The 18,441-nt window shown below is 60.2% G+C and carries 14 protein-coding genes; 8 read left to right on the forward strand and 6 right to left on the reverse strand.

Annotated features, from left to right (window positions below):
- The first annotated feature begins 1 nt into the window (after nt 1).
- The 3 genes from ABY734_RS02070 to ABY734_RS02080 are packed head-to-tail and all read left to right on the forward strand — an operon-like array spanning nt 2 to nt 7,460.
- Nucleotides 2-5,971: an Hpt domain-containing protein gene (locus tag ABY734_RS02070; RefSeq protein WP_372777301.1), complete on the forward strand. Its 5,970-nt coding sequence runs from the start codon at nt 2-4 to the stop codon at nt 5,969-5,971.
- A 34-nt stretch (nt 5,972-6,005) separates the two neighbouring features.
- Nucleotides 6,006-6,926, forward strand: a complete 921-nt coding sequence (locus ABY734_RS02075; protein WP_372777302.1) for a chemotaxis protein CheB — start codon at nt 6,006-6,008, stop codon at nt 6,924-6,926.
- Between the two features lie 51 nt (nt 6,927-6,977).
- Nucleotides 6,978-7,460: a chemotaxis protein CheW gene (locus ABY734_RS02080; RefSeq protein ID WP_372777303.1), complete on the forward strand. Its 483-nt coding sequence runs from the start codon at nt 6,978-6,980 to the stop codon at nt 7,458-7,460.
- Nucleotides 7,461-7,486: 26 nt separating this feature from the next.
- On the opposite strand, the gene ABY734_RS02085 is transcribed toward ABY734_RS02080, so the two are convergent.
- The 3 genes from ABY734_RS02085 to ABY734_RS02095 all read right to left on the reverse strand — a co-directional run bounded on the left by ABY734_RS02085 (nt 7,487) and on the right by ABY734_RS02095 (nt 11,693).
- Complete coding sequence (locus tag ABY734_RS02085) at nt 7,487-8,218, reverse strand: 16S rRNA (uracil(1498)-N(3))-methyltransferase (protein WP_372777304.1); 732 nt, start codon at nt 8,216-8,218, stop codon at nt 7,487-7,489.
- The gene (gene argA / locus ABY734_RS02090; RefSeq protein WP_372777305.1) at nt 8,218-9,513 is read right to left on the reverse strand and encodes an amino-acid N-acetyltransferase; all 1,296 of its coding nucleotides are present in this window, start codon (nt 9,511-9,513) and stop codon (nt 8,218-8,220) included. The genes ABY734_RS02085 and argA overlap by 1 nt, the downstream gene beginning before the upstream one ends.
- Before the next feature lie 68 nt (nt 9,514-9,581).
- Nucleotides 9,582-11,693: a molybdopterin oxidoreductase family protein gene (locus ABY734_RS02095; RefSeq protein ID WP_372777306.1), complete on the reverse strand. Its 2,112-nt coding sequence runs from the start codon at nt 11,691-11,693 to the stop codon at nt 9,582-9,584.
- A 64-nt stretch (nt 11,694-11,757) separates the two neighbouring features.
- On the opposite strand from ABY734_RS02095, the gene ABY734_RS02100 reads away from it, so the two are divergent.
- Complete coding sequence (locus ABY734_RS02100; protein WP_372777307.1) at nt 11,758-12,663, forward strand: hypothetical protein; 906 nt, start codon at nt 11,758-11,760, stop codon at nt 12,661-12,663.
- A gap of 7 nt (nt 12,664-12,670) precedes the next feature.
- On the opposite strand, the gene ABY734_RS02105 is transcribed toward ABY734_RS02100, so the two are convergent.
- Genes ABY734_RS02105 through ABY734_RS02115 form a run of 3 tightly spaced genes read right to left on the reverse strand, consistent with a single transcriptional unit; the run spans nt 12,671 to nt 13,698 of the window.
- Complete coding sequence (locus ABY734_RS02105; protein WP_372777308.1) at nt 12,671-13,132, reverse strand: DUF1499 domain-containing protein; 462 nt, start codon at nt 13,130-13,132, stop codon at nt 12,671-12,673.
- 57 nt (nt 13,133-13,189) lie between these two features.
- Nucleotides 13,190-13,492 (reverse strand): cell division protein ZapA, encoded by a 303-nt coding sequence (locus ABY734_RS02110; protein ID WP_372777309.1) that lies wholly within the window; start codon nt 13,490-13,492, stop codon nt 13,190-13,192.
- Entirely contained in the window at nt 13,489-13,698 is a 210-nt protein-coding gene (locus ABY734_RS02115) for a TIGR02449 family protein (protein ID WP_372777310.1), read from the reverse strand. Before ABY734_RS02115 ends, ABY734_RS02110 begins: the two co-directional genes overlap by 4 nt.
- A 231-nt stretch (nt 13,699-13,929) precedes the next feature.
- Between ABY734_RS02115 and ABY734_RS02120 the strand changes: the two genes are divergently transcribed.
- The 4 genes from ABY734_RS02120 to ABY734_RS02135 all read left to right on the forward strand — a co-directional run bounded on the left by ABY734_RS02120 (nt 13,930) and on the right by ABY734_RS02135 (nt 18,418).
- Nucleotides 13,930-14,520, forward strand: coding sequence for a UPF0149 family protein (locus ABY734_RS02120; RefSeq protein WP_372777311.1), 591 nt, complete (start codon nt 13,930-13,932; stop codon nt 14,518-14,520).
- A 95-nt stretch (nt 14,521-14,615) separates the two neighbouring features.
- Nucleotides 14,616-15,935, forward strand: a complete 1,320-nt coding sequence (gene pepP, locus ABY734_RS02125) for a Xaa-Pro aminopeptidase (RefSeq protein ID WP_372777312.1) — start codon at nt 14,616-14,618, stop codon at nt 15,933-15,935.
- Complete coding sequence (gene ubiH, locus ABY734_RS02130; protein WP_372777313.1) at nt 15,936-17,207, forward strand: 2-octaprenyl-6-methoxyphenyl hydroxylase; 1,272 nt, start codon at nt 15,936-15,938, stop codon at nt 17,205-17,207.
- Nucleotides 17,204-18,418: a UbiH/UbiF/VisC/COQ6 family ubiquinone biosynthesis hydroxylase gene (locus ABY734_RS02135; RefSeq protein ID WP_372777314.1), complete on the forward strand. Its 1,215-nt coding sequence runs from the start codon at nt 17,204-17,206 to the stop codon at nt 18,416-18,418. Before ubiH ends, ABY734_RS02135 begins: the two co-directional genes overlap by 4 nt.
- The last annotated feature ends 23 nt before the right edge of the window (nt 18,419-18,441 follow it).

Below are 18,441 nucleotides of genomic sequence, written 5' to 3' on the forward strand. Positions count from 1 at the left end.
AATGACTGAACGTCGCGATTACGTAGGCCTGGATTGGGTCGCCGGTGAGATTGCGGAGTCGCTGCAGGCGGCCAAGACTGCCCTGCAGTCCTATATGGACGACCCCAATGACAGCACCCGGCTGCATTTCTGTCTGGCCCATATTCACCAGGTGCAGGGTAGCCTGCAGATGGTGGAGTTTTTCGGTATTGCCCTGCTGGCCGACGAAATGGAGCGGCTGGTCAATGCGGTGCTCGACCGCAAGATTCCCGATTCCCTGCTCAGTGATGCTCTGCAGGCGCTTAAACGCTCGCTGGATGAGATGCCCCGCTATCTTGAAAAAGTGCAGCAGGCGCACCGCGAGTTTCCGGCGGAACTGATTCTGGCATTGAATGAATTGCGCGCCGTGTGCGGCGAGCCGCTGATGTCTACCAGCCGCGTATTTTCGCCCGACCTGGCTAACGGTACTCGTCCCAGTGAGGAACCCTTGCAACTGGGCGAGGCGGAGTTCCTGGATGTGGCAAAAAAGCTGCGCCAGATGTATCAGGTTGCCCTGTTGGGCTACTACCGTGGGCACGAGCAGCGCAAGAACCTCAACTACATGGCCAAGGTTTGCGCAAGAGCGGCCAAAATCTGTCGCGGCTACCCCGTGCAGGACATGTGGGTTGTCTGCATTGCCCTGCTCGAAGGTCTGCTCAACAACTCCATCTACAGTGGTTTTGCCGTGCGCAGTCTGTTGCGTCGCATCGACCGGGAGATTCGGCTGTTTGTCGAGGCTGGCCCGGCGGTGCTGGGGCGACCGCTGCCTGAAGCGCTACTGCGTGACATGCTGTTCTATGTTGCCAACAGCAAGGCGACGTCGAACTATATCCGCGATGTCAAAAAGCGCTACAACACCAGCGCCAGCTTGCCTGCGCTCGACAGCGGTGACAGCCACGAGGCGCTTGCCGGTGTTCGCGGTGCCCTCGCCACGGAGCTAAACCAGATTGCTGGCCGCCTCGAGGGTGGTGACTTCACTGCAGATACCCGTCTGCAGCTCGGGCAGCTGGTTCAAACCTCGGCGGTGCTGGGCCTGACCCAGGAATACCAGAAACTAAACTCCCTGCTACAACGGACTCCGGACGATATTGGCGCAGATGCCGCACTGGCGACAGAGCTGCGTCAGGTGGCGGACGCCCTGGGGGAGAGTCCGTCACAGACAGGCGCTGTCGGGCTGTTCAACGACAGCGAAGAAGCCCAGCAGCAGCTGGACCGAGCCTATCTGGCGGTGGTGCGGGAGTCGCGCAATGGCCTGGAACTGGCCAAAGAGGCGGTCGTTAATTTTGTTGCCAACCAGTGGCAGGCCGACTACCTGAAAGAATTGCCCGAGCTGCTGGGCAGCATCAGTGGCAGTCTGCTGTTGGCGGAACTGCACCGTGCCGCACGCGTACTGGAGGCCTGTCGCGCCTTTGTCAGCGAGCAGTTGCTGGAAGATCCGCACACGCCGGATTGGCAGACTCTGGATGCACTGGCTGATGCCCTGACATCGGTGGACTATTATCTCGAGCGCTGCGCCAGCGATTTCAGTCACACCGACGCCGAGGTGCTGGTGCTTGCCGAGCGCTGTGTGGGGCAGCTGGGTTATCCGGTGGAAGGCGGGGGTGATAAAGCACCTGTTCAGGACGGCGAGAAAGATAGAGCGGAGCCGGCACCGGAACATGAGCCTTTCCCGGAGTCGTCAGCAGTCGCTGACAACGTAGTCGACATGGCTGCGGCGACTGAGCCAGAGCCAGACCCTGCCGCTGAATCGGCGCCGGCAGCTGACGGGCTTGGTGAAGAAGAGCAGCCTGCGGTCGACGACGAACTGGTGGAAATTTTTGTCGAGGAAGCCGAGGAGGTGCTGGACACCCTGCGTGAATTCCGCCCCGCCCTTGACGACACGCCCGAAGACGAAGAGGCGCTGGCCGAGCTTCGGCGTGGTTTCCACACCCTGAAAGGCAGCGGCCGCATGGTGCAGGCCACACAGATTGGTGAGCTGGCCTGGACCGTGGAGAATCTTCTGAATCGCGTGGTTGAAGGGCGTTTCAGTCTGGATGCGGCGCGACTGAATCTGATTGATCAGGTGATGGCGCTGCTGCCCTCCATGATTGACGCGTTCAAGGTCGGCAAGACAATCGACGCCGAGCAGGTCAAGCGTCTCGCCGGCCAGGCCGAAGCCCTGGCGGCGGAGCAATCACCCGACCTGTCGGCCTTTACCGAGGCCGAACCTGAGCTCGCATCCACTACCAGCCCCGACAGCGACGATACCCTGTCGGAGATTTTCGTGTCAGAGGCGCGCATTCACCTGCAGATGCTGGAAAACTTTCTGGCCCGCGCCGAAGCTCCGATTGAAGTGCCTGACGGCGTCCAACGTTCACTGCACACCCTTAAGGGTGCGGCCAATATGGCAGAGATGCAGGACATTGCCCGGCTGATCTCGCCATTGGAAAGCTACATCAAAGAGATGCGTGCCCTGCGCCATGTGGCTGATGTCGACGCCCTGATGCTGCTACGCGACGCCAGTGGTGCCGCCGCTGTGGCCATCGATCGCATTGAACTGGGCGAGCCCGAGCAGGTGTCCAATCTCGATGTGCTGCTGCAGCGTATCAGCAGTCTGCACCAGCGGCTCTTGCTCAATGCTCAGGACGATGAGAGCAAAGACAGCGAGCAGCAGCTGGCGCCGGGCGAGCTGGACGGTTTTCTCGTTTCCACCGGCGAAACCCTGGCTGCGGTCGAGCACACGCTGGCCAACTACGCCGACGCTGCCAGCCTGCACCGACTGGCGGAAACCTGTGGCCAGATTGCCCGGCGCGCCGAAAGTATTTCAAACCTGGACGCGATCGCCGAGCTGGCCGATGCCTTGGCCGAGGTGATGAAGGCCGCACGCGGACCGGTGCCTGAAGAGGCTATACAGCTCTGTCAGGCGGGCGCTGAAGCTCTGGACGGCATGCTTAATCAGCTGGCGGCGGAGCAGAAGCCTCAGGAAGATGCGGAGTTGTTGGAGCGCCTGCGCGCCTTTGATTACGACACCACCCTGGCTGCGGATGCCGAGCAGCTGGGTGCCAGTGATGACGATATTCCCCTGGTTGAAGATGCCATCGTCATTGATGAGCCGCCGCTACAGTCCGGCGAATCAAAGAACCAGGAACAAGCGGCGGCCGAAAACGCAGCGGCTGACGATGCGGTGGCGGAACAAAGCGCCGAGGGTGAAGCGAAGGCAGCGGTCGAGGAAATCACTCTGGCTGAACCCGCCTTTGAAGAAGATGATGTTGACCCGGAAGTGGCTGCAATCTTCCTGGAGGAGGCCGACGAGCTGCTGGAGGGGGTGGATGAGTCCATCAACGCCTGGTCGGAGAGCGACGGCAGTCAGAGCGATCTGAACAACCTGCTGCGGCACCTGCACACCATCAAGGGCGGCGCCCGTATGGCCGGGCTCAGTTCGCTGGGCACGTACACACACGAATTTGAAAGCTTTGTCGAAGCGGCGGTCGACAGCGGCGAATCCCACAGTGATCATTTTCTACCGCGTCTGCACGCCTTTCAGGATAATCTGGTGGCGGGGCTGGCTGCGGTACGCCGCGGTGAAGCCTTTAAGGCGGCAGTGCCTGGCCGGGGTGAGCCGCCGGTTCTGAAGCAGGCTTTGCCGCCATCTTCGGCCTCTCCGGAAGAGGCGTTGAAAGCCAGCCAGCTGGAAAACGAAGTGGTGTCAATCTTCCTCGAAGAGGCGGATGACCTGATTGAAGCAATTGATGACGCCATCCAGTATTGGACCGGCGATCGTGACAATGCCGAGTATCTGGAGTTGCTGCAACGCCATTTGCACAACTTCAAGGGGGGCGCGCGTCGTGCCGGGCTGGTCGGGCTTGGCGATATCAGTCACGAATTTGAAACCTATATCGCGCAGACCACCGAGCGCGATGATGGTTTCCTCGCCCAGATGCTGTCCTATCAGGACCGGATGGGCGAAGGGCTGGAAGCGGTGCGCAAAGGCAACCGCAACTGGGTCAGTGAGCCCCTGTTGCCGTCGTTGCCAATCGACAGCGAAGAGCCGCCCACGCAGGTAAAGGCAAACGACGAGCAGTCGCCCTTCAAATCATCGAGCGATCGAACCGCACCGGCGACCATGGAGGCCCAGGCACCTCAGGAAATGATCAAGGTCTCCGCCCAGTTGATGGAGAACCTGGTCAACCTGGCGGGTGAAACCTCTATCTCCCGGGGCCGAGCCGAGGAGCAGGTAGTCGAGCTGGCGGGCTCCCTGGATGAAATGGCGATGACAGTAGAGCGCCTGCAGGAACAGGTGCGGCGTCTCGATATTGAAACCGAGGCCCAGATTCTGTTCCGCCAGGAGCAGGTGGAAAGTGAAGGCCAGGACGGTTTCGACCCCCTCGAATTTGACCGCTACTCCCAATTGCAGCAACTGTCGCGCTCGCTGATGGAGTCGTCCTCGGATCTGCTGGATATCCGCAATACTTTAGGTGAGCGCACCCGGGATATGGAAACCCTGCTGCTGCAGCAGGGGCGCATCAACACTGAACTGCAGGAAGGGCTCATGCGTTCGCGCATGGTGCACTTTACCCGCATGATCCCGCGGCTGCGGCGCATTGTGCGCCAGGTCAGTCTTGAGGTCGGCAAGCGGGTTGAATTCAAAGTATTCAATGCGGAAGGCGAACTCGATCGCCAGGTGCTGGAGCGCATCATTCCGCCGCTTGAGCACATGCTGCGCAACGCGGTGGACCACGGTATTGAAAGCGCAGACCAACGTCGGGCGGCGGGCAAATCGCCGGTGGGCAATATCAGTATGCGTTTCGGCCGCGAAGGCGGCGATGTGCTGATCGTTTTGAACGACGATGGCGGCGGCATCAACTTTGAGGCGGTGCGGGCCAAGGCGGTCCAGCAGGGTTTGATCGGTGAAAACGATCCGGTCACCGAAGAGCAGTTAAGTGATTTCCTGTTTGAAGCAGGCTTTTCGACTGCCTCGGAGGTTACCCAGATTTCCGGGCGCGGCGTTGGTATGGACGTGGTCTACAGCGAGATCAAGCAGCTCGGCGGCAGTATTCAGGTTGAGTCGACGCGCGGACAGGGGACCCGTTTTACCATCCGTCTGCCCTTTACCGTTTCGGTTAACCGGGCCCTGATGGTGAGTGTCGGGGGCGATGTTTTTGCTATTCCAATCAATACCGTTGAAGGGGTGGTGCGGGTCAGCCCCTACGAACTGGAAGTGTATTACCAGGAAGATGCGCCGCCTTTCGAGTACGCAAAGCAGGATTATATGCTGCGCTATCTGGGCGGCCTGCTGCGCACCCAGATCACCCCGCACCTGGAAGGCCAGAGCGAGCCGCGACCAGTGCTGCTGGCGCGGGGTACCGACCGTCCGATCGCGGTGCAGGTCGACAGTATTCTGGGCTCGCGGGAGATCGTGGTGAAGGCGCTGGGGCCGCAATTCAGCCATGTGCACGGCCTGTCCGGTGCCACGGTGCTCGGTGACGGCAGCGTGGTTGTGATCGTCGATATTCCAGCACTGGTGCGGGCGGAAGTGCAGCGCGGTCGCGATGCGATGCTGGAACACAAACCGCAGCAAGCAGAGCAACGCAACCCGTTGGTGATGGTGGTGGATGACTCGGTGACCGTGCGCAAGGTAACTTCGCGCCTGCTGGAGCGGCAGGGTTTTGACGTACTGCTGGCCAAAGACGGTGTCGATGCGGTGACTCAGCTGCAAATCGCGGACGATCTGCCCGATGTTATTCTGCTGGATATCGAAATGCCGCGTATGGACGGTTTTGAGGTGGCGAGCCGCGTGCGTCACACCAGTCGGCTGCAGGATATTCCGATCGTGATGATTACCTCGCGCACCGGTGACAAGCACCGGGAGCGCGCTCACCAGCTGGGGGTCAATCGCTACCTCGGCAAACCCTTCCAGGAAATCACCCTGCTGCAGACCATTGGTGAGGTGCTGGGAGAGACTTCTCTATCTTGAGGTGCCCGGAGCTGATAGGCCAAGGAGGTAGCCGATGACCCAGCTGGCGCTGGTGGTCGACGATCCGAGGCAGCGGAGCTGGCTGGAAAATCAGTTGGTGAAGGCCTCGCACTATGTGCTGCTCAGCTGCGGCGCCGATGAGCTGGAGGTGCTGCACGGGCGTCTCGGCGAAAAGCCACAGATCTGGCTGGTACTGGTGGCCGAAGCCCAGATTGAACGGGCCTTGGATTACATCAGCGAGGTCTCGGAAGCGCCGACACTGGTGCTGGATGGCTGGCCCGATCAACGCGAACAGTTGGTTCACTGGCAAGCCCAGTTGCTGGGCAAACTTGATGCGGCACTGGTGCCGACGGTGAATCCGGCGGTGGTCGAATTGCGTCAGGTCTGGCTGCTGGGCGCCTCGCTGGGAGGCCCGCAGGCGGTGACTGAGTTTCTGTCCGCCGTGCCGGCGTCGCTTCCGGTCGGCTTTGTGTACGTGCAGCATATTGAAGAGGCCTTTGATAAGGCACTGTCGACTAATCTGTTGCGCAATACGCCGCACGATATCGCCATGTTTACCGGCGAGTCGCGCTTGCAGGCGGGTCGGGTTCTGATTATTGCGCCGGAAACCAAGCCCCGCTTTTTGCCCTTCGGGCGGGTGATCCCATCGTCGAAAGGTTGGCGCGGTAGTTACCGACCCTGCATCGACGAGGTGGCCGAGGGCCTGGCGCGACAGTATCGGCAGCAACTGGGCCTGATTGTGTTCAGTGGCACCTGCAACGATGGCGAACAGGCGGCCCGCCAAGTGCACGCCGTGGGCGGCCGGGTCTGGACGCAGGCAATATCGAGCTGTGCAAGTGATACTATGCCGGAGGCGGCGAATCGCACCGGGGTGGTCAGTGTCAGTGGCACGCCGGCAGAGCTTGCGGCAACCTTGACCAGCCGCCTGCGCAAAGAAAACGCTGAGCGGGGATAAGCGCTGCAGCGGCAATGAAATAAAAACCGACGAGGCGAGAAGGCTTAAACAATGGAACAGGACGTCAAGCAACTGCAGTTTACCGATACGGTGCCGGTGCTGATGTTGCCCTCGCAACGCAAACACCTGCTGCTGCCCAACGTTAACGTGGCGGAGTTTGTGCCGGCGTCGTTGCTGCAGCTGGTGGCCGACGGGCCGCCCTGGCTGCTGGGCATGATGGAGTGGCGCGGCCAGAGTATTCCGCTGATTTCCTTTGAGAAACTTAACGGTGATCCAGTGCAGGAGCAGGATGCAGGCAGTGGTCAGGTGGCCATACTTAACGGCATCAGTGGCCGGGCCGGACTACCTTTCTACGGGATTCGCTGCTACGGCATTCCTCGGCAGGCGCGTATTGCCAAGGAAGACCTCAGGACCGATGATCATGCCGAGCCCGGTCGCGTAGAGTTGTCGCAGGTGAAACTGGCGGGTGACGCCGCTGTCATTCCAGATCTGGAGATTATTGAAGCGCAGATTTCGCGGGTGCTTATGAATTGATGAATCACTGAGCGCGCAGCCGCGGCTCAGTCGCCAAAATCACCCCAGCAGTATTGCAGAATGCTGATCGCTGCCAGCGGCGCGGTTTCCGTGCGCAGAACGCGGGGCCCGAGTTGCAGGGCCTGAAAGCCTTGAGCCAAGGCCTGAGTAATTTCATCGTCTTCAAGTCCGCCCTCCGGACCGACCAGCAAAGCCGCGCTGCTGGCGCTCTGTCCCCGCTTCAATCCACCCTCATGGGCGGGCGACAGTACCCACTTCTGCTCGGTGTCCACCGACGTCAGCCAGTCTGAAAGGGCCTGCGGTTCTGCCAGTATTGGTAGGCGATTGCGGCCACACTGTTCGCAGGCACTGACAATAACCTGCTGCCAGTGCCGCTGTTTCTTCTGCGCCCGTTCGCGATTGAGTTTTACATCCACCCGCTGGGTCTGCAGGGGGGTGATGGCCGACACGCCCAATTCCGTCGCTTTCTGCAAAACCCAGTCGAAGCGATCGCCCTTTGACAGCGCGATACCGAGGTGAATGGCGAAGGGGGATTCGAGGGACTGCTTGTCGCAGCCATCGATCTGCACCCGCGCCTTTTTTTTGTCGGCGCTGACAATGTGGGCCGGGTAGCGACAGCCGTCGCCGTTGAACAGTACCAGTCTGTCGCCATCCCCAAGGCGCAAAACCTGACACACATGGCGCGAGGCGCTGTCGTCAAGCTGCAGTTCCAGGCCGATTGCCAGTGGCTGTTCGGTATGAATTCTCGGTATGCGCATCAGAGAGCTTTGGAAAACACCTTGGAGTTGCGCTGGAAATTGTAGAGCTGCTGTTTGCCGGGTGGCAGCGCATCAATGCTGCTCGGCACAAAGCCCTGCTCCTGAAACCAGTGTGCGGTGCGGGTGGTCAGCACAAATACAGAGCTCAGCCCCATCTGCCGAGCCTGCTTTTCCAGCGAGCGCAACAAGCGTTCGCCGCGATCACTGCGGCGGTAATCCGGGTGGGTGGCGACGCAGGCAATTTCGCCACTGCTCTGGTCCGGGTAGGGGTAGAGAGCGGCGCAGGCAATGACCACGCCGTCGCGTTTGATCACTCGAAAACAGTGAATCTCGGTTTCCAGTACCTCGCGGGAGCGCTTTACCAGAATTCCGTCCTGCTCCAGCGGTGCGATGATTTCGAGAATACCGCCAACATCGTCGATGGTGGCGGTGGCCAGTTCTTCGTAGTCGTCGCTGGAGATCAGCGTGCCGGCCCCGTCGCGGGTGTAGAGCTCTTCGAGCAGGGCACCGTCCTCGGTATAGCCGATCAGGTGGCAGCGGGGCACACCGCGTTCTGCTGCGCGCACCACCGTATGAAGACCGCAGGGGTTTTCCACCCTGCCCAGCAGGCTGCGCGCTTCGCTAAGCTCGCACTCGCGAATCAGTTCTCCGGCATCGATCGCGCCGGCCATGTCATCAAACACGATAAGTTTATCGGCGCGGATCGACGCGGCGGTTTCCACGACTACGTCTTCCAGCGTTACATTGAAAATCTCGCCGGTAGGTGAATAGCCGAGCGGTGAAATCAGCACTACATTGTCTTGGGCGAGCTGGCGCTGAATGGCTTCCACGTCGATTCGACGCACCTGACCCGTGTGCTCCAGATCGACCCCGTCGATCACGCCGATGGGGCGGGCCGTCACGTAATTACCGGACACAACCCGGATGGCGGCGCCATGCATGGGTGAGTTGGCTACCCCCATCGACAGCAGGGCTTCGATATGGGCGCGTACCGAACCGGCTGCATCGCAGACGCAGGCCAGCGTGCCCGAATCCGTAATGCGCAAATCCTGATGAAAGCGGCTTTCGATGCCGCGCTGCTGGACTCGCGCCTCTATTTGCGGACGGGCACCGTGAATCAGCACCAGATTGACGCCGAGACTGTTCAGCAGGGCTATATCGTGAATGATATTGTCAAAATTCGGATGCGCGATGGCCTCGCCACTAATCATCAGGACGAAGGTTTTGCCTCGGTGCGCGTTGATGTAAGGCGCTGAATTGCGGAACCACTTGATGTAGGGGGTATCGTCGGCCATAGCTATCCCTTGTTTCCAGCTATTTTGCGCACAGTAACAAGGGGATACAAGCGGTTTTTAAATGTCCTCTAGGAAGCTGCCAGGCTGAGTTGAACCGGCAGCGCATTCAGTGCGGCATTGCCGGACAGGGCATCGAGCGACTGCTCATCGGTCAGGTCATTGACGCTGACGCCGGCGTGCTCCTGCGCGACGCGAAGATGCACCCCTTCGCGCTGGTGTCCCCAGCCGTGGGGCATGCTGACCACGCCAGGCATGATTTGCTCGGTAATTTCGGCGGGCACTACTACGGAGCCGACCCGCGAAGTAATGCGCAGGTTCTGGCCATCGTTCAGTCCCATGCGGGCCGCATCGCGCGGATGGATCTGGGCGGTGCAGCGCGGTTTGCCCTTCACCAGACGCTGGCTGTTGTGCAGCCAAGAGTTGTTGCTGCGCACATGACGCCGCCCTATCAGTAGCATCTGCTCGCTGTCACCGCTGTCGGCTAACAGATTCTGCAGGCGTTTCAGGTCCTGCAGGAAGAAGTCGGTGTGCAGGTGAATGCGTTTGTCGCGATGGGCCAAACCTGCGGGAAGCTGGGGCTGAAGGGGGCCGAGGTCTATGCCGTGAGGTTTGGTCCGGAGTTGTTTCAGGCTGAGTTTATAAGGGCCGCGTTTAAGCAGCGCATTGAGCAGGCGCTTGGGCGTCAGAAAGCGGCGGCTGATCTGGTTGAATTTCTGCTTCAGATTGCGGGCCGGCGCCAGCCTATCCGCCAGCGCTAGAAAAATTTCCCAGTCGTGGTAGCTGCCTTCGGGTTTCTCAAACAGGGCGTCGGCATAACGCGTGCTGTTGCGCACCGCCAGCAGGTGGAAGATGACATCGTAGTGCTCGCGTTCCAATGGGCTTACCGGCGGCAGAATGATATCTGCGTGACGGGTGGTTTCATTCAAATAGAAGTCGATACAGACCATAAAGTCGAGCTGGTCAAAGGCCTTGTCGAGTTGCCGACCGTTGGGCGTCGACAGCACCGGGTTGCCGGCCACCGTCAGCAGGGCGCGAATCTGGCCCTCGCCTGGGGTAAGGATCTCCTCGGCCAAGGCAGCGACCGGGTACTCGCCAGAAAAGGAGGGCAACTGCCGGACCCGGCTGCGGCTGCGGTCAAAATTGCCGGGGCCGGTTACTGACAGAGTGTCCACGGCCGGGCGGGCAAACATCAGACCGCCGGTTTCGTCCAGTCGCCCGCAGAGCAGATTGAACAGCATGATCAAATACTGGCTCAGGGTGCCGAAGGGCTGCACCGAGACCCCCATGCGGCCGTAGGCGACCGCGTGTTTTGCGGCGCTGAACTCGCTGACCAGGCGGCGAATTTCCAGCGCGCTGATGCCGGTGGCCTGAGCGACGGCTTCGGGGCTGAAGGGTGCGAATTGCGCTTCCAGGCCGTCGAGACCGTCGGTCGATTCGTGCAGGCGGTGTGCCTCGACTTTACCGCTGGCGTAGAGTTCGTGAATCATTGCCGCAAGCAGCAGGGCGTCCGTGCCGGGCCGGATAAATAAATGCTCGCTGGCAACCTCGGCAGTTTCGCTGCGGCGCGGGTCGATGACAACAATTTTGCCGCCGCGCTCGCGAATGGCTTTCAATCGGTGGCGCACATCCGGCACGGTCATGATGCTGCCATTGGAGGCCATGGGGTTGGCGCCGAACACCAGAAAATAATCACAGTGATCGATATCGGGTACCGGGATTTTGAGCTGATGGCCGAACAGCTTGTGAGCGATCAGGTGGTGGGGCAGCTGATCGACCGAGGTTGCAGAAAATCGGTTGCGGGTTTTCAGGGCGTGCAGCAGATGGCGGCTGAACAGCATGGAGCCGGTGTTGTGCACGTTGGGGTTGCCCAGATAGACGCCGACGCTGTCATGGCCGTGGGCGTGTTGCACTGCACCAAGGCGTTGAGCCACTTCATCAAGGGCCTCATCCCAGTCAATGGGCTGCCAGTGGCCATCCACTTTTTTCAGGGGCTGGCGCAGGCGATCCGGGTCTTCATGGATGTCTTTGAGGGCGACCGCTTTGGGGCAGATATGGCCGCGACTGAAGGGATCCTTCTTGTCGCCCTTGATACTGAGAATCTGCACGCCGTCGTGTTCAATTTCGAGACCGCATATCGCTTCACACAGATTGCAGGTACGGTGGTGTATAGTAGAGGTCATCGAATGTTTTCCCTGAATATATGGGCTCAGTCTAGCCTGATCCCGCGCCGACCCGCAATTGAGAATGCCTGACGCCAGCCCCCCAAGCCTTTCGGCCAAGCCGACGACCGAGCAGTGGAATGCCCAGCTTAACAAGATGCTGGATACACACTTTGCTGCGGCCCGCGAGCGGGTGCCCGAGGTGTGCGCCCGGCATTTTCATTCTCTCGCCGGAGTGACCCGACGGCACTGGCAGCATCGCCGGGATATTCCCCGTGATCTGGCGACCATCCCGCGCTTTACCTGGCGCGCCCTGCGCCGGCTGGGTGGGCGCAGGGTGCTAGTCCAGCATCACTACAGCGCCAAGGAACTGGCGCTGGCGGGTGTGGTTGCCAATGAGCTGCTGCAGCTGGCGGTGCTGGAAGAGGTCTTGTTGCGCCATCTGGGGCAGCACCCGGAACTCGATCCCGGCAAGCAGCGGGAAGTGGAAGCCCTGCTGCAGCGCTATTCTCCTGCCGAGTTGGAGCTGCGGGTGCGCGAGGCGGTGGCAAGGCTGGCGATAGATCACGAAGGCAGTCGTGATGTGCTGCTGTTTATTACTCTCGGAGTGGCCGGGCGCCTGATCAGCGACAAGATCGCCTTCGGCAGTGCCGGGGTGCTCGGCGCGACTGCAGCCAGTTCGTTTTATCTATCCCAGCAGTCTTACCTGTCTGCCCTGTGGGCCAAGTGGTTCGGCTTGCCGGGTTGGGTTTCGATAACTGGCGGTGCGCTGGGCTTTGCCGCGCTGATTCTGTTGACGCCGGTAGTGGCTCCGCTGGTGGAGTGTGGCATCAACCGCTTTCGCGCCGAGCGAACCCTGCAGCGTCTGATTGATGAGGTCCAGCTGCAGCTTCAGTCACCGGGTACGGATGGCTATACCTTGGCGGCGTATGCGGGCACCTATGTGCAGTTGTTACCGGATCTGCTGCATATTCTGCGCAGCCTGCGCTAGTACTGGGTCAGGGTTGGTTGGTAAGGCCCTTTGCCGCCAGCGCTTCTCGCAGGGTTTCCACTCGTTCGCGATTGACCTCGAAATCGTAGTAGCCGATGCGAGCGGATGAGCGAACATCGACACGGCCACTGCCGGGGTCGAGCAGCATTTCCAGATCGTCGGTATAGACGCCCCAGGGGCTGGTGACTTCCGCGTGAACATAGCGCTCATCGCGGGTGACAATGCGGGTGCGCGGCATGGCGGCGAGCGTGGCGATTGCCTTGTTCCAGTGGGCGTCGAAAGGCTGTTGCAACTGGAAGGGCGCCACCTGACGCTCGGCATCGGCGCTTATGCTGCTGACACAGCGAGGCCAGCTCGGGCAGGGCGTCAGTTGGCCCATTACCAGCCCGGTGCTGTTCTCGCCGAACTGGGCACAGCCGGTGATGAAGCAGGCTAGGCTTAGCAGGATGGGACGTAGGATTGTGCGCACAGGAACTCTCCGTCGCGGTACAGGACTATGTCCTTAACGTACGCAGGCGTGAGGGGATCAGTTTATTTCCAGTTGCCGCAGTTTGTGCAGGGCCTCTTCCAGTTTGTCGTTGACGCGTTTGACGCTATCGCGGTCCGCCTTGCTGGCTTCACCGCCACCGTTAATCAATTCGTAGGTATTGTTGAGGGCGACCATAATGGCAATACGCTCCAGGCCAATCACCTTGCCGCTGGAGCGGATTTCGCGCATCTGCTTGTCGAGGCGGGCGGCGGCCTGATGCAAGCCTGCTTCCTGATCAGGTGGACAGGCAACCTGGAATTCCTTGTCCATAATGCGCACGATAACGGTGTTCTGGCTCATGATTCCTGCTCCAGGGCGCGCAAGCGCTGAATCATCGATTCAACCTTGCTGCGAGCGATATTGGTTTTTTCCAGCAGGGATTCGCGCTCGCGCTGCCAGGCCTCGGTATTGGCCTTGAGTGTCTGGTTTTCGCGGTTCAATTGCTCGCAGAGCTGAATCAGCTCGTCGATTTTTCGTTCAACCGACTTGATTGATAGATCTGGCATAAACTTCCCCTGCGAGCGTTCTGGCTGGTAAGCAAATACTTTCTAGTCTAGAGCCGTGAGCGGGGGTGGTCAATTGTCCAAATAGTGCAGTATTTCAAACGCCTGCATTTATCAGTTCACAAACTTCTGAAAATTTCGAAAAGCGCGCGAGCGGCCCAATGATCGATTTTACGGAAGGGGCCAGTTACTATGCGCTGCTATTTGGAAAAGCTCAGGGGGAGCATTGGCGCAATGGCTACCGCACTACCCAATCACGATGAAATTGCAGATGTATTCGTTCGTCTCGGCGCCTTGTACCCGCCCTCAGAGCTGCACGGCTTTTTTGTCGGGCAGCTGGTGGTTGGCGAGCGCATCGATGAAAGCCGACTGCGTGAGCAGGCGGCGCAGCTGCTGGACATCGAAGCCATCGCAGACCAGGACTGGGCCGAGTTGATGCGCCTGTATCAGGTGACCGTAGAGCAGCTCAATGCCGATATTGGTGCCCTGACTCTATTTCTGCCGGAAGAGGATATTGATCTTGATCAGCGGGTCAGTGCCGTGGGCAGCTGGTGTCAGGGCTTTTTGACCGGCTTTGCCATGGCCGGCAAGGAACGCGAAAAGAACCAGGGCGCACAGAACTACAGTGATGCGGTGGGCGAAATCCTCACCGATGTGGCCGCCATTTCCCAGGCAGGCCTTGAGAGTGAGCAGACCAATGAGGCGGAGAAGCAGTACAACGAGCTGGTGAAGTACCTGGAAATGGCAGCGGTTTCGGTATTTGTTGAATGCTGTACCCAGTCTCGCCGCCCCGGCGAGCACGCCGCGCCGAAGCAGTTGCACTGAGCGGTGCAATACGGAAGAGGGTGCAGAGGTGCCGGCTTCACTTTTTTGCTAACCTGCTTCACTTCGGCAGTCAGTAGTTCAGTACGAGAGATGGAATGAAGGTGACCAAGCAGGAGTTTGCCCGTCGTCGCAGCAATCTGATGGCGGTGATGGAACCGAACAGTATCGCGATTATTCCCGGCGCGGTGGAGAAAGTTCGCAGCCGCGATACCGAATATCCCTTCCGCCAGGACAGCGACTTTTACTATCTCAGCGGCTTTGTCGAGCCCGATGCGGTGATGGTGTTGCTACCTGGCCGCGAGCACGGTGAGTTTGTTATGTTCTGCCGCGACCGCGATCCTGCGATGGAGCTCTGGACCGGCTACCGTCAGGGGCCGGAAGGTGTCTGTGCCAACTTTGGCGCCGACGACGCCTTTCCGGTCGGCGATATCGATGACATCCTGCCGGGCCTGCTGGAAGGACGCGAGCGAGTCTACTATTCCATGGGGCGGCACGCGGATTTCGACGCCCACCTGATGCAGTGGGTCAATGCCATCCGCGCCAAGGCGCGCACCGGCGCCCATCCTCCGGGCGAATTCATCGACCTCGATCACTTCCTGCACGACATGCGCCTGTACAAAAGTGCTGCCGAGCAGCGGGTCATGAAAAAGGCCGGTGAGATCAGTGCCGGCGCCCATGTCCGCGCCATGCAAAGCTGCAAACCGGGCATGTTCGAATACCAGCTTGAGGCGGAAATCCTGCATGAATTTGCGATGCACGGCGCGCGCTTTCCCGCTTACAACACCATTGTCGGGTCAGGCAGTAATGGCTGCGTACTGCACTACGTGGAGAACGCCAGCCAGATTCGCGACGGTGACCTGATTCTGATTGACGCAGGCTGCGAGCTGGAGGGCTATGCGGCTGATATCACCCGCACCTTTCCCGCCAGCGGCCGCTTCAGCAAGGAACAGCGTCTGCTGTATGACGTGGTGCTCAACGCGCAAGAGGCCGCTATTGCGGCCGTCAAGCCCGATAATCACTGGAACCAGCCTCACGACGAAACGGTGCGGGTGATTACCGAAGGTCTGGTTGAGCTGGGTCTGCTCAAGGGTGAGGTCGACAGTCTCATTGAGAGCGAAGCCTACCGGGATTTTTATATGCATCGGGCGGGCCACTGGCTGGGGCTGGATGTTCACGATGTGGGTGACTACAAGGTGGGTGACGAGTGGCGCTTGCTGGAGCCAGGCATGGCTCTGACGGTCGAGCCCGGCATCTACGTGGCACCAAATAACGACAAGGTTGAGGCGCGCTGGCGCGGTATTGGTATTCGCATCGAAGACGACGTTGTGGTCACCAAAGACGGCTGTGAGGTACTGACCAGCGATGTGCCGAAAACCGCCGATGAGATCGAAGCCCTGATGGCCGAGGCAAGTTGAATGTCACCGCGCGCCGACTACGATGTGGTTATCGCCGGTGGCGGCATGGTCGGAGCCAGTCTCGCGCTGGCCCTGAGCGATTACAGTCAGGGCCGCTTGTCGGTGCTGCTGGTAGAGAGTTTTCCTTTCCCCAAGGCCGGAACGGCTCCGGTCTATAGGCCAAGTTTTGACGCCCGCTCCACCGCACTGTCCTTCGGCAGCCGGCAGATACTGGAGAGCATCGGCGTCTGGGATGACCTGGCTGAACACGTTACCGCCATTGACAGGATTCATGTGTCCGATCGCGGTCACATCGGCAGCAGTTTACTGACGGCCTCGGAGCAGGCTTGGCCGGCACTGGGTTATGTGGTGGAAAACGCCTGGCTAGGCAGCGTGCTGCTTAACCGGCTGCACACCGCTGACGGGGTGACCTGCCTGTCGCCGGCCAGTGTCAGCAAGGTGGAGCACAGTGGTGGTCAGGCCGAACTGACCGTTGAGCCTAAAAATGGGGAACCTCAGCGTATTCGCTGTGGTTTGCTGGCGGTTGCCGATGGTGCTCAATCGGGTTTGCGTGCGGCGCTGGGTATTGCGAGTCAGACGGTCGACTATAGTCAGTCGGCCTTGATCGCCAATGTCACCTTTGAAAACCCGCATCAGGGTATTGCCTACGAGCGCTTTACCGATCAGGGGCCGCTAGCTTTACTGCCTTTGTCAGACAGTGAAGATGGCCAGGCGCGCGCGGCGCTGGTCTGGACCCTTTCACCCGAGGATGCAGAGCGTTTGCAGGCAGCTCCGGAAACAGAATTTTTAGATCGCCTGCAGGAACGCTTTGGTTATCGTCAGGGGCGTTTTTTACGATGCGGCGAGAGAGTTTTGTTTCCGCTGCAGCTGGTTGAGGCCGAAGAGCAGGTGCGGCCGAATGTGGTGGTTGTCGGCAATGCGGCTCACGCCCTGCACCCGGTGGCCGGGCAAGGTTTCAATCTGGCGCTGCGGGATGTCGCGCGGTTGGCGGAACACTTGGTGGCGCTGGACACTGGTCAGCTCGGCGAGCTGAGTCAGTTGCGGGCTTACCTCGGTAGGCAAAAAGACGATCAGATCAGCACCGTTCAGTTTTCTCATCAACTGCCGCGGCTGTTTGCGCAAGCGAACCCGCTGTTCAGTCTGGGGCGAAATCTCGGGTTGCTGGCGCTGGATGTGCTGCCGGTATTCAAGCGTCGCTTTGTGGAACAGGCGGCGGGGCTGGCGCCCGGCAATGCCCGGGGAAGCCGACGTATACCAGGACAAAGTTTATGAGCCGTAGTCGACACTACGATATCGTGATTGTGGGCGGCGGGCTGGCGGGCCTGGCCATGGCTGCCGGTCTGGCGGATCTGCCATTGCGGGTCGCGCTGGTCGAAGCCGGCCCGGTCAGTGCCGAATGGCCTGAACCCGGCGAAGGCGTGGACAGCTACGACCCGCGAGTCAGTGCCATTACCCTGGCCAGTCAGCAGCTTCTTTCCCAGGTCGGGGCCTGGGAGGCAATCGTCAGTGCCAGAATTTGCCACTATACCGATATGCAGGTGTGGGATGCGGAAGGAACCGGCGAGGTGCACTTTCAAGCCGACGAGGTCAACGCGGACAATCTAGGTCATATTGTTGAAAACCGGCTGGTGCTGGCGGCGCTGGCCGATCAGGTACACAACGCCACCAATATCCGGCTGTACGACAACGCGCCGGTTGCCGGCATGAGCTACGGCGGCGCCCAGGCGACACTGACACTTGAAAGCGGCGACAGCCTGGAGGCGGACCTGCTGGTGGCCGCCGATGGCGCCAACTCGCGTGTGCGGCAGTGGGCGGATTTTGCAACGCGCGAGTGGAGCTACAAGCAAAAGGCACTGGTGACCACCGTAAAAATGTCGGCCAGCCATGCATACACCGCCTGGCAGCGGTTTTTACCAACCGGCCCGCTGGCTTTTCTGCCGCTGGGTGCCACGGACGCGCCGGATCGCTACTGCTCCATTGTCTGGTCCGCCGACACGGCTTATGCAGAGCAGCTGATGGCGCTGGATAACGAGGCCTTCAAAAAGGCCCTGTGCGAAGCCTTTGAAGGACGTCTGGGTGAGGTCGAGGCGGCCAGCCGCCGCTTCAGTTTTCCCCTGCAGCAGCGCCACGCGGTTGACTATGTAAAGCCCGGCATCGCGCTGGTCGGCGATGCGGCCCACAGCATTCATCCACTGGCGGGGCAGGGAATCAATCTCGGCTTCAAGGACGTGGCGGCCCTGCAGGAAGAGATCCGCCGGGCACTGGCGCGCGACGAAGCGCTGGGGTCGCTGGCGGTACTGCAGCGCTATCAGCGTCGCCGCAAGGGCGACAATCTGGCGGCCATGGCTGCGATGGATGGCTTCAAGCGACTGTTTGGTGAAACCGCGCTGCCGGTGCGCTGGCTGCGCAATACCGGCATGAAGCTAGTGAATCAGGCGGCACCGCTCAAGCGTCAGCTAATCCGCAAGGCGATGGGCTTCTAAGGCGGCATTCGTCGTCGCGAGGA

The organism is Litorivivens sp. (assembly GCF_041624475.1).
GTDB lineage: Bacteria > Pseudomonadota > Gammaproteobacteria > Pseudomonadales > Spongiibacteraceae > Litorivivens.